Below are 11640 nucleotides of genomic sequence, written 5' to 3'. Positions count from 1 at the left end.
CTGCTCGCATGGTGGTGCTTCAGGCGCGGTGTCGCTAATGGCGACGGAAGATGCGGGTGTCCGGTCTCAGATACGTGGTCCACGGGTCGGCCCGGATCGGCGGACCTGTTGCTGGCGCAGTTGTTCACGGCGTTCGGCTTTGCGCTGCTCGGCGAGGCGGCGTTGCTCTGCCGCGCGTTGCTCGGCGGCCTCTCGTCGCGCCCTGTCCGTGTCGACGATCGGATCTGGCGTCGCAGGTTGGGAAACCGGTGCCGACTGCTGTCCGGGGCCTGCGTGTGCGGGTACCGACGCGGGTGCGGTGACTGTCTTGATGCGGGCGCTGACCTGATCCCACGCTCGGGCTGCTTCCCCGTGTTCGGGTCGGTCTCCGATGAGGGTGCGGTCGGTGTCGATGCCGAATTGTTCCCGGTAGGCCCCGACTTGGCAGGCGGTGATCTGCCAGCGCAGTCGGGCACCGCCGGAGTCGGGCACCTCGCCGAGGTGGCGAGTCCAGGCGGGTTGTTCGTCGACGGCGTTCTGTCCGAGCTCGCGGGTGCGTTCGGCGATCTCGGTGTATCGGCGGCGGCTCCAAGCGACGAGTTCGGGGTCGATTCCCTCACGGTCCTGCATCGGCGGCAGGACCCAACTCGGGGCACTGTGATCGCGTGCTTCTCGGCCGAGGGGCCAGCGTCGTTCGGCGTCGTCGAGCAGATCCGCTGCACTCGGGTCGGGGTCGGTGACACCGCGGCGCAGTTCCACGATCGCGGCGTGGGGGTCTTTGCCGGCGCGTTCGGCATTGCGCAGATGGGCGGCGAGGTCGGGCCACGCCCCGTCGTCGCCGAGGATGGTCTCGGCGTGCTCACCGAACTGGGTGCGCAGCGTCGGTTCGATGCTTTGCGCCCACACGTGCATCTCGTCCGCACCGTTCTCGATGTGCTTCTCGAGACGCCAGTGCATCACGGCGGAGACGGAGTCTGCGCTGGCGAGTTCGCGCTCCGAGCGTGCGGCGGCGAGGGTGGGGGCGGCGTCGAGGCCGAGCTGCTCGGCGCGGCGGTACTGGTGGACGAAGGTGTCCCATTCGGCTTCGGCGATCATCGTGTTCGCCAACTCCGGGCCCATTTTCTCGCGGACGATCGCTTCGATGCGGTGCGCGTCGATGAGCTCGCCCGCGTACTCGTATCCGCCCACGTTGTAGTCGAGCTTGCGGTGCGCGACGGCGGCGTCGCGTTGCTGTTCGGTCGCCGAGACGTCCGAGCCGTCGCGGCCGATGATGGTCCGCACGACTTCGTCGGCGATCTTCTTGTCCGGGTGCACATGGATCAGGTGCGGGTCGACGATCCGGTCGATAGGCACATACAGCTGGTTTCCGTCGCGGCCACGGGTGAGGGCGACGTAGAGGGCTTGCCGGTTCATGGTGTCGTCGACGAGCACATGGACCTGGTCGACGGTCATCCCTTGGGAGCGGTGGATGGTGGCGGCGTAACCGAGCTCGCAGTGCTCTTTGACGTAGTCGGCCGGCAGTCGGATGCGCCCGCCGTGTTCGAGGTGGCGCACGGTCAGCGATCCGTCGCGGTGCGCGGTCTTGACCGTCCACAAGTCACCGTTGCGCACTCGTTCCCCGCGGGTACCGGTCACCCGCAGGCCGGTGTCGTTGCGGCGGGTGACGATACGGTCCCCGGCGCTGGCGCGCAGTCCGTCGGACAGGTCGTTGCCGCCTTTTTTGACCAGTCCCTTGGCGAGTCGATCGGTGCGGGCCCGGTCGTTGAGGTCGCGGACGGCGTGGTTGCTGCTGGCGATCATCAGCGACGTCGTGTCGGTGTCCGAGGTCTTCGCCCAGGCGGTGAAGACTTTCTCGGCGAGGTCGTCGGCCATGCCGTGCTGCACGCGGTCTTTCGCGGCGTACCAGGCGGCGACGGAGGTATCACCGTCACGCAGTCGCAGCGAGATGTCGGCTTCTTCCTTGTCGCGGAAGCGATGAACGTCGACCAGTTCCGGTGCCGCGCTCGACCGGGCGACCAGCCGCAGTGCGCCGCCGGTGTCGACGGCGGCGAGCTGCTGCGGGTCACCGAGCAGTCGGACCACTGCGCCGTGCTCGGCAGCAATGTAGGTCAACCGGTCCAGATCGTGTGTCGAGGCCATGCCCGCTTCGTCGACGAGGATCATCGACCCCGGGGTGATGCCGGTGTCGAGTTCGTTCTCGTGGCGGGTGAGGACGTCGGCGATGGTGCGGCCGGTGACACCGAGTTCGTCGCCTAGGACGCCGGCGGCTTTTGCAGAAGGCCCGAGGGCGATCACGTTGTATCCGGAACTGCGCCAGGCGTCGACGACGACGCGCATGGCGGTGGTCTTGCCGGTGCCGGCCGGTCCGACGCCGGCGGCCAGGAGGGCACCGGAGAACAGGAAGTGCTCGACGAGTGCTTTCTTGTCCGCGCCCAGATCCCAGCCCTTGCGTTGGGTGTGCGCGGCGAGGGCGGCGACGTAGGCGTTGCCGGGTGCCATGACCGCGGTCGGGGTGTGGGCGGCACCGACGAGGCGGTGTTCGGCGGCGAGGATCGCTGCGCTGGTGTAGGTCTCGTTGCCGTGCACGGTCAGAATCGACGCACCGTCACTGCGCTGCAACGCTGCCGGGGTCGCATCGACCTGGCGAGTCAGCCGGATCGACTCCCCGCCGAGCGCGGCTTCGGTGACCTTCTCGGCTACCGCGTCGCGCTCGGCCGCGGTGGCGAACACCAGCGGCCGCAGTTGTCGTTGGACCTCAGCTTGGATGTGCCAGCGGTTCCAGCTCGAGCGTTGCTGTGCGATTCGTGCGACGGCGGTGCGGGCGATTTCGCGGTGGTCGATCGCGGCGGCATCGGTGACGGTGATCGTGTTCCCAATGCTCGTTTTCAAGGCTGAGTTCAGGGCGCGTCGGCCCACGACGTCGAGCGCGCGTTCGCGCCATTCCGCGCGTTGGGCACCGAGAGATTTCGGGGGTGCTTTCTCATTGCGGGTTTCCAGGGTCGCTTGATCGGCGAGGCGCATCTGCATCGCGGTCGAGGCGTCTTTGCCGTGGGTTTTGCGGTAGTCCGAGACGAGCTTCTCGAGGCGTGACTCGATGGCGTCGCGGCGGGAGAACTCGCTGAGCAGTGCGGTGGGGATGCCCTCGATTTCACGGACTGCCCGCTTGTTGATTCCGGTGCCGGGTCGGTCGGCGAACACGGTGCCGAGCTCGCGGGTGACGTACTCCTCGATGAGGGTGTTGTAGCGCTCGGATGCGGCGACGGCGAGCTTGTGCAGCACGCGGCCGTCGAGGCTGCGCCATTTGCCGTCGACGCCTTGCACTTTGGTGGAGATCGCGACGTGGGTGTGCAGGTTCGGGTCGCCGTTGCGGTTGTCGCGGTGATCGAACCGGGTGTACATCAGGCCGGTCGATTCGATCTGTCCGACACCGGCTTTGCCGACACGGGTGTAGGAGGCGTTGTCCTCGACCCAGCCGATGACATCGCTCACCGCGGCGCTGTGTGCGCGCTCGATCGCGACACGGGTGTCGTCGTCGCCCAGGCCCCAGAGAACCGAGACAGATTTCTGTGGAGTGAACACGCAGTCGTAGCCGGCGACGGGTTGGCGTTCGCGGCGTTGCTGCGAGGCGATGTAGCGGACGAGTTCGGCTTCGCTGGCCGGTGATCGGCCGACTTCGCGGTGGAACTCGTCGGCTCCGATGCGGTAGCGGATCTGCTGGCACTGCTCAGCGGTGAGCGGCTTTCCGCCGGCGGCGCGATCGTTGTCGATCTCGGCGCGGATGCGCTTCATCAGCGGCACCTCATTGCGGAAACTCGCGAACTTGCGTCCGAGCCTCACACTCTCGATCGCCGCGTTCGCCTTCGTACCGTCGAGGACGGCGGCCTCGATCAACGCCTGGGCTTCGGGATGCAGGCCCTCCCCGAACAGCGCCTTCATCTGGTCCTCGCGGACGTATCCGGACACGCCGAGCTCGGCCGAGGCCCGCCCTCCCCACATGCCCGGTTCGGTGCCGTCAGCGGCGTAGTAGTCGGTGAGGTCCTGGCCGCGTTCGCGGCGGATGTCGTCGCTGGCGACCTCGCGGGTGAGGTAGGTGTAGCCGTCGCCGGCGTGCAGCGCGTGAACGGTCATCATCGCGGGCACCGCCGCCGACGAGCCGGTGCGCGACGAGATCTCACGGGTCGATCTCGCTCGAAATCTGCTTCGGAATCGCGCGGCACAGTCGCGATAGTACGCAGATTCCGCCCATGGACACTAATAGTGCAAGAGGTGTGTGGCGTTTAGTTTGTCATTTCGCAAACAGTCACAAGAAATCCGAAGTCGATAGTATCTGCATTTCGGACGAATCAGAACGTACATGGACCTTGGGGGACGAAAGCTGCAGCAGGACAGACGAATCAGGGCGAACGTGGGTACGAGACACTCTTTCGCCGGCCGGCATGTCGGCGGTAGCCTGTCTCGTATGACTCCCTCGAACGGTGGACCGGTCAGCGCTCGGGAACGGGCTCGGCGGGCGAATGCGCAGCGATTGTCGGACGCACAGTTGCGTTTGAAGAATCAGGAGCAGGATTTGATTTCATATTTCGATGCCACTCGCGACGAACAAAAAATCAATGACGATGTGACCTCGAGGATCGAGAGGTTGCGGCGGGACGCGGAAACCAAACTTGATGCGGCGCGCGAGCGGCGCGCAAGAGCACTTGCCGAGCTGAAGAAACGCGGTGAGACATACGCGAGCATTGCGGCCTTGGTGGATCTTTCAGTGCCAGAAGCGACGCGCTTGGTCAAATCGACGATGGCGGCACGTGCGACAGTCCGGTCCAACGTCGATCCGGCTGCAGAGATTGACGCGGGTGGCACGAGTAGCACGGAAGAGAGTGTCGAGAGCCCTGGAGATTCCGCATCGATCGCCGCTGCCGAGCCCTCGAGAGATGAAGACTCGTGGGCAGATGGCGAGGGCGGACGCAGCATCGCGGTAGGAGGTGAACGACCGTGATCGCATTTGTTGCCATCGGATTGATCGTCGCAGGAGCGCTGTGGCGCGCTGGTAAGTCAGAGACTGGTTGGCGGTTCGCTCCTCTGCGGGCAACGGGAGTCATCGCCGCGGGCGTGTTCCGCATCAGCGTGATTGTTGCTTCGATCTTGTTTGCATTTTTCGTCGCCGCCACTATTGGCGCATTGCGCAGCACCCTTCCATAACGAAGCGAGGCTTCGTCGCGTGGCGATTTTCCCGGCGTAGTCCGGATATTGCCCCATGCGGGTTCACGGGTACGCACCACTTCGCCTTCGCAGCGCTCGTGCTCGTGTGCGTTTGGTGTTCCACGATCGTGCTATTGCATGCGTGTCAGGTCAGCAGGTCACGTGCCTACTCGTGCAACCCGCAAGGAAACACAGTTGCATCCAACGGTGCGGGAACAGAATTCGATGTGCTGCAAGCGGCGCACTCGGGAATTGCGTCGACACCGCAGGAGCCGAACGGGTCGAGCGTGAGGACTTGTTGTCGGGAGCGATGCGGCATTGTTGATTCGTGACTGTGAAACTCGGAGGCGGCAGCCGACATCAAGGTCGACGCCGAAGTAACATCTGCGATGTCCAATGAATGTGTAAAGGCACCGAACAGGGAGAGACGCGCCTGTGACACTGACCCAACCCAGCAAGCACAGGGCGCGGGTGCCGGCCGAACACCGTGTGCTCGGCCTCGACATACGATCACTTCCAGCCGCACTGTTCGTCATCGCGGTCTTCGTGGTCCTGACCATCGTCGTACCGAGAATCGACTCATCTCTCGCCTGGGACGATCCGACCGAGGCAGGCGAGCAACTCGCCCTCACCGACGCCATCGAATTCACCCCCACCGCAGGCTGGAACGTCGAAAGCGGTTTTCGAGTCGACCCAGGCGAATCGGTACAGAAATCCGGCGACGTCATTCTCGCCGGCGACGGTGTGACGTTTCAGATCTCGTCGGACTCCTTCGACGGCACTCCGTCCCAACTACTGGACCAGACAGCGAAGGTCACCTCTCGTACCAGTGATCCTTCCTTTCAGGTCGAGGGCGATCGAACCAACCTCACGACGGTGACCGGAGAACCCGGCGTCCTTGCGCCCTACAGCAGCATCCGAGGAGACGGTCTGGCGGCGACCTTCGTCATCGACGGGACCGGCCTGCAGATCACGGCATACGGCCCACCCGCCCAGATGACTGCAGCCGCCGAGAACATCCGAGACATGATCACCAGCATCCGCAGCACGGACGGGAACAACCGATGAGCGACAACGCAATCGAGACGTCGACGGATCCATCGGCTACCGATGCGCTGCGACGCCAGGACGACGCTGTGAAGATCTCCGGCTGGGGCGAACGATTCGAGTTCTTCCAACCTCACAATTTCTCGTTCTGGGTGTTTACCGCTCTCACCGCCCTCGGTGCTGTACAAGCCTGGTCATTCTTCGCTCCGAAGGCCGGGTTCTACGCCGACGGGTTCGCGATAGCGGCCGTCCTCTGCGGCCTGTGCGGTCTCGCCTGGTTCGCGTGGTTCCGCCACATCGACCGGTGGGAACGTCAGCCCGGCACGCTCATTGCAGCTGCGCTGCTGTGGGGCGCAATTCCCGCGACGTTCGCCTTCGCCATGACCGTGAACACCGCGATGCTCGGCATCTACCCCAAGCTCTTCGGCCAAGTCTGGAGTGCCAACTGGGCCGCAGGTGCGACGGCACCGATCACCGAGGAAGCAGCCAAGCTCTGCGGATTCGTGCTTCTGATGGGCCTCGCTCCGCGCTTGGTCCGAACCGCAAACGACGGCTTGATCATCGGAGCCTTCATCGGACTCGGATTCGCCGTATTCGAGGACTTTCTCTACTCCGCGACCGCGTCTGCTGGGTCGTTCGGGACCGACCCGTTCGGCAATGCCGTGCAGATGTCCTTTACCCGGATCGCGGTCAGCTTCATATCCCACCCCCTGTTCAGTGCGTTGGTCTGCGGTGGAGTTCTCTACCTGATCGGGACCGACGCTCAACCCCGCAGAATCGGACGGGGTCTCGCGTTCGTGGCAACCGGAATGTTGTTGCACTTCATGTGGGACGACGCGGGTGGCCTCAGCGGCGGCAACGGCCTGGCCGTCTTCGGCGTCTGGTTCGTCTCGATCGCCCTCGGATTCACGGTACTGACCATCGCGTTCCGCCGTGCTGCGCCGCGCGAGTACCAATTCGTCCGCGACATCCTCGCCCCCGAAGTCGAGGCCGGACATCTCACCGATACCGAGGTCGAGGGCGTGCTGGAGAAGAAGGCACGGAAGGCATTCGAGAAAGCCGCTTCGAATCGGCGGTCCCGCAAGGCGCGTAAGCATCTCCGACGAGCAATCCTCGACCTTGCACACGACGTCGCGCGCGACAAGAGCTCAGACACAGAGGCCGTCCGACACTCCCGCGCCGAGGTGAAACGCCTCCGAACTGATTCAGAACTAACCCGGGCCCTCTGACTACTCGATCTCGCGCCTGGCTGTCAGCCGCGATTCCGCAGACTCGGACGATCCGGGAATGGGTGGCTTCACGAAAGCCTGATCTACGGACCAGTCGAGTCTTGCCACATCTTTCGTGAGGGACAACCTCATTCGCCGCCCTTGCCTCTTACGAGATCGGACGTGTCGTCTCTCGAGGCACGGAACCGTTGGATGGCAACCGAATACCGGGTACGTCCACAGTGGACGCACCCGGTTCTCGGAATCGCAGGATCTCTATCGCGTTCTAGATCTCACCGAATGCTGCTGCATAGGAGATCGCGCCGGCAGGAACCGGGCGATCTCCGAGTGCGAGCACCATCAACGCTTCGCCGGGCACGTCGATGTTCATGTGCACGCCGTGCTTCGATGCTCGCTCGAATCCGAACCGCGGGTAGTACGTCGGATGTCCGAGGACGGTCACGTACTGCTCACCCGCGTTTCTGGCGGCCGTCAGCGCTGCTCGAGTGGCTGCCGATCCGGCACCGGTGTTCTGGTTGTCGGGCAGAACGGCGCACGGCGCGAGGCACAGTGCGGGCGTATCTCCGATGTGGCACCGAGTCAACAAGGCGTAGCCCACAACCTTGCCGGCCTCGTCCACGCTGACGACCGATAGTTCGTCGATCCAGGCTCGGTCACGACGCAAGGAGTCGACGAGGTCGGCTTCTTCCTCGGTGTCGAAAGCTGCGAGATTGACCGCGCGGACAGCGGCGATGTCGGCGTTCGTCTCGGTGCGAGTGGTCCATCGGGTGTTGTTGTCGAGCATAGTTTTTGACTCCCTCGATGTAGGTGCAAAGCTAGCTGGGCGTTGCGTTCGGAGACGTTTCTCGTCGAACCTCCGGCGCAGGCATCGGGCCGCCTTCGCGCACACCGCTGGTGTCTCACCGCACGGGTGACGACGAATTTTGCTGTCTTACGCTCGGTCGGGTCGATGTTCCGCGTGTCCGTGAGTAGGGCACTCGGTGGCGAACATTCAACGACGCACCCCGTGCCAGTCGCGCAAGGAGAAAAATCAGACAGACCTGGCCTGCGAGGACGGTCGGGTGCATCGCGAAGTACTGGCCTCAGCGGCAACCATCAACTCACCTCACGTACATGATTTTCAATATCGCACACGACCGATTTACGCTAACACGCACAGCGGGGAGCTTCCACCGAGTTTCCGGCGGCGAGTAGTGGTTACGATCATGAATACGAATGCGGTTGCGCATTACGAATGCATCGATGAAAGGTTCTCCACTGTGGCCAAACGAGTGACAACCCAACTGGTGGACGATATCGACGGTTCGGTCATCGACGACGAATCCGGCGAGACTATCGAGTTCGCCATCAACGGCGTCGAGTACTCGATCGACCTGAAAGCGAAGAACGCGAACGAGTTTCACAAGAAGCTCGACTACTACGTAGGACACGCGACGCGGGTCGGTGGCCGCAAGCGTAAGCCCTCCCCCGCTGCCGCGTCATCCGCTGCCGCTGCCGACGGGTCAGCCAAGCGTGATCCAGAGCAGACACGTGCGATTCGGCAGTGGGCATTCGATCAGGGGTACGAGATCAGCGAACGCGGCCGCATCCCGGCCGACATCGAAGAGGCGTACAACGCCGCACACTGACAGGCGGCGAGCCGCCTGTCAGCCACGCGAGCGGCGGCTTCATATTCTCTCTGCTGACCGGTCTGCGGCAGGACGGGCAGTGGAGTTCCATTTGCCTGCTGCCCGCATGGCGGCAACTCGTTCTGCATAGTCGACGGCATCGATTCCCGTCGTGCACGACATGACGGAGGCCCGTCCCTCGGTTGGGCGGGCCTTGTCGGGTTGATGGGGTAGTCAGTCAGTCGCCGACTTGATGTCTTTGCCTGCGGCAACGTCGCGTAGCCACTGCGGGACTGGATCGTTGTCGTACTCGCGGAGCTTGATCGAGGCTCCTGCGGCTGCCGCGCGGACCTTCCGGCGTTGCTCGGGAGTCCAGGCCCGGCGTGGTTCGGTGGTGGTCATGGGCGCTCCTCGCGGGGTGTTGTAGATCCATTGTCGCTGTTGTCGTCGGTTTCCGCTAGGTCGTCGCTGCTGGGCGCAATATCTCGGTCGGCAATAGCTCGGAGTGTGCGACGGTCAGTCTTGGCGATGAAGGGAGTTGCGGCAACGGTGCCGAACACTGTCCAGCCGAGCGCAACTTTGTCAGGGTTGTCGCTGACGGTGCATTCGAGGCACCAGGTGATTCGTTGCCAGGATTGGGAGCGGTTGTCCGCTCGGGTGCGTTGGTTGACGGTTCCGGCGACGCCGACGACGGCGAAGACGCCGACTATGAGGGTGATCCAGGCTTGCGCTGGCACGGGCCGGGTTCCTTTCGTGTGGTGGGTTCGGAGTGCGGCGCGCTGCGCAGCACCTTCTGACATCTCGTCGAAGTTTCGTCACGTGGAGGGCTTGTGGCGTGGACCGAACGTTGCTCAGTGCACGGAAGCGCTCCGCGTCAACGCCGCAGCGAAGGAGCAAGTTCGCTTTCGATCTGTACCGGCCGATCTATACCGTGAATTCAGACCAGCAGGTCATACGCCCACTCGTACGCCCAGCGCGGCATTGCCGGTGCATCGAACGGTGCGGTAGCGAATTTTGGTTCGATGCGAACTGCGCACTCGGGGATCGCGTCAACGGTCCGGGAGCCGAAGGATCGAGCTGCGACGATCAACTGTCCTCGGTGATGCACTCGGATTGCAGTCGACACTGTGCATCGCCCACCTGAGTATCCGGCAGTCAGCTTGTGGCATTCCCATTCGACGTGCTGGTTCTGTCCGAAAAAGTGCGTCAGCGTCTCGGCGAAGGATGGCCCGTAAAGGGTGCCTCGGTCGGTGTCGATGCGGATGAAGTTCATGGCGTCGGCCTCTTCGAGTCATAGCGGCAATGCGAGGTGTGGGTGGAAAGTTGCTCAGAACAGGGGAATTTGGTCGCGCACCGCGAGAATCTCGCGAAACTTTCGGAACTTGCCCAGAAGGTCTGAGGCGACGGCCTCGGTGTACCCGGTGGACCGCGCAACTTCGCTGAGTGTCTTTCCGGCGGCCAGCGCGTCCTCTATCTCACTGCCGGCACCGAGGTCCTCGACTTCGTGTGTATCGAGATGCGCGACATCTGCGGCGGCGAACCAAGCGGAAGCGAGAGCAGCTCGCCGTAGCTCATCGCCTGTGTCTGCCTCGTCCGGTGCCGTCATAGTGCACTGCCGCTGCGGAAGGCGTTCAGGCGGTTCGTCGCTTCACGTTGCGCCCTTCCGATTTCGACGAGCTGGTCGAACAGAAATTCTTCCGGCGCTTCCTCGGCGAGCTGCTGAATTCTGATCCCTGCGTCGAAGAAGCTACGTCGGTAACTTTCCGACAGCACCATGCCGGCGTAGTCGGTTGCCGAGGCACCGCATGCGTTCGCTGCGGTGACGTCGGTCAGTGTTCGACGCAGCCGTGCACCGCGGTGTCCACTGGCACCTGACCGGACGAGGACGCCCAGAACACTCGCGGGATCGTGTGGGAGGTTGTCGATGATCAGCCCCTGCACGATGCCGTACAGCTCGCGATACACGGGATCATGGAAATCATTGGCCTGCAATGTCGCTGCGATGCGGGCGGCCTCGTCGGCGTCCTGCAACCACATCAATGCGCAGATCGCCAGCGCTTCCGGTGCCGTCTCCGGATGGTCCGTCAGATCAGCGTGATCGTCGTCGTCGGTGGGTTCCACTGCTCTCAATGGGGTCATCTGTTCGCCTCGTTTCCATTCGCGGGTCTGTTGCGGGAGAACTGGATTCGATATTCCGGCTGCGCTTTGCCTGGCTATGCCGCCTTCGACGTCATTGCGGAGGTGTGGGTCAGATGTAGAGAAGGTTCGGTGGTGCGGTGCCGTCGAACTGCTCGAGGCTGTCGAGGACGGCGTTGTAGTTCTCGAGCCTGCAGCTTCCGAGTCCGATGATGAGGGCACAGGTTCCGTCGAGTGTGACGAGGTAGGACGGCGGGCTGCCGTTGTCGGACGATGCGTGCTCGCGCGCGTCGAGGAGGGCGGTACGGACGGCATCTGCGGCGGCGCGTTTCGCACCTTGGAGATTGGGTTCTGCTCCGGTTGCGGTCAGAATTTCGGGGTTGTCTTCGGGGTGTGTGGTGACTGTCCAGGTGATCATCGTTGGTTCCTTGTCGCTCGTGCCGGCT

At 63.7% G+C, this 11640-nt stretch carries 12 protein-coding genes; 5 read left to right on the top strand and 7 right to left on the bottom strand.

Features of this window, described 5'->3' with window-relative positions; all coding sequences use genetic code 11:
• Positions 1-66: 66 nt before the first annotated feature.
• Positions 67-4110 (bottom strand): MobF family relaxase, encoded by a 4044-nt coding sequence (gene mobF / locus BH95_RS19650; protein WP_037183619.1) that lies wholly within the window; start codon positions 4108-4110, stop codon positions 67-69.
• A gap of 328 nt (positions 4111-4438) precedes the next feature.
• On the opposite strand from mobF, the gene BH95_RS19645 reads away from it, so the two are divergent.
• The 4 genes from BH95_RS19645 to BH95_RS19630 all read left to right on the top strand — a co-directional run bounded on the left by BH95_RS19645 (position 4439) and on the right by BH95_RS19630 (position 7451).
• On the top strand, positions 4439-4972 hold the full coding sequence (locus BH95_RS19645; protein WP_037183618.1) for a hypothetical protein: 534 nt from the start codon (positions 4439-4441) through the stop codon (positions 4970-4972).
• Positions 4969-5175 (top strand): hypothetical protein, encoded by a 207-nt coding sequence (locus tag BH95_RS19640; protein ID WP_037183616.1) that lies wholly within the window; start codon positions 4969-4971, stop codon positions 5173-5175. Before BH95_RS19645 ends, BH95_RS19640 begins: the two co-directional genes overlap by 4 nt.
• 435 nt (positions 5176-5610) lie before the next feature.
• Complete coding sequence (locus BH95_RS19635; protein WP_052060089.1) at positions 5611-6243, top strand: hypothetical protein; 633 nt, start codon at positions 5611-5613, stop codon at positions 6241-6243.
• Complete coding sequence (locus BH95_RS19630) at positions 6240-7451, top strand: PrsW family intramembrane metalloprotease (protein ID WP_052060088.1); 1212 nt, start codon at positions 6240-6242, stop codon at positions 7449-7451. Before BH95_RS19635 ends, BH95_RS19630 begins: the two co-directional genes overlap by 4 nt.
• A 265-nt stretch (positions 7452-7716) precedes the next feature.
• Here BH95_RS19630 and BH95_RS19625 read toward each other — a convergent pair whose 3' ends face one another.
• Complete coding sequence (locus tag BH95_RS19625) at positions 7717-8235, bottom strand: GNAT family N-acetyltransferase (protein WP_037183615.1); 519 nt, start codon at positions 8233-8235, stop codon at positions 7717-7719.
• A 475-nt stretch (positions 8236-8710) separates the two neighbouring features.
• Here BH95_RS19625 and BH95_RS19620 point away from each other — a divergent pair, with 475 nt between their 5' ends.
• On the top strand, positions 8711-9079 hold the full coding sequence (locus tag BH95_RS19620) for a histone-like nucleoid-structuring protein Lsr2 (RefSeq protein ID WP_037183613.1): 369 nt from the start codon (positions 8711-8713) through the stop codon (positions 9077-9079).
• A 213-nt stretch (positions 9080-9292) separates the two neighbouring features.
• On the opposite strand, the gene BH95_RS28780 is transcribed toward BH95_RS19620, so the two are convergent.
• From BH95_RS28780 to BH95_RS19595, 5 genes are all read right to left on the bottom strand, one after another.
• On the bottom strand, positions 9293-9460 hold the full coding sequence (locus BH95_RS28780) for a hypothetical protein (protein WP_157773101.1): 168 nt from the start codon (positions 9458-9460) through the stop codon (positions 9293-9295).
• The gene (locus BH95_RS27840) at positions 9457-9795 is read right to left on the bottom strand and encodes a hypothetical protein (RefSeq protein ID WP_080738112.1); all 339 of its coding nucleotides are present in this window, start codon (positions 9793-9795) and stop codon (positions 9457-9459) included. The genes BH95_RS28780 and BH95_RS27840 overlap by 4 nt, the downstream gene beginning before the upstream one ends.
• A gap of 590 nt (positions 9796-10385) precedes the next feature.
• A complete protein-coding gene (locus BH95_RS19605) occupies positions 10386-10664 on the bottom strand; it encodes a hypothetical protein (protein ID WP_037183609.1) in 279 nt (92 codons plus the stop codon).
• On the bottom strand, positions 10661-11197 hold the full coding sequence (locus BH95_RS19600; protein ID WP_037183607.1) for a DnaB-like helicase N-terminal domain-containing protein: 537 nt from the start codon (positions 11195-11197) through the stop codon (positions 10661-10663). Before BH95_RS19600 ends, BH95_RS19605 begins: the two co-directional genes overlap by 4 nt.
• A gap of 109 nt (positions 11198-11306) precedes the next feature.
• The gene (locus BH95_RS19595) at positions 11307-11612 is read right to left on the bottom strand and encodes a hypothetical protein (RefSeq protein WP_037185238.1); all 306 of its coding nucleotides are present in this window, start codon (positions 11610-11612) and stop codon (positions 11307-11309) included.
• Between the last annotated feature and the right edge of the window lie 28 nt (positions 11613-11640).

This window comes from Rhodococcoides fascians A44A, from assembly GCF_000760735.1.
Lineage (GTDB): Bacteria > Actinomycetota > Actinomycetes > Mycobacteriales > Mycobacteriaceae > Rhodococcoides > Rhodococcoides fascians_E.
The sequence above is the reverse complement of the archived record's forward strand: the minus strand, read 5'-3'. Positions and strand labels throughout refer to the sequence as shown.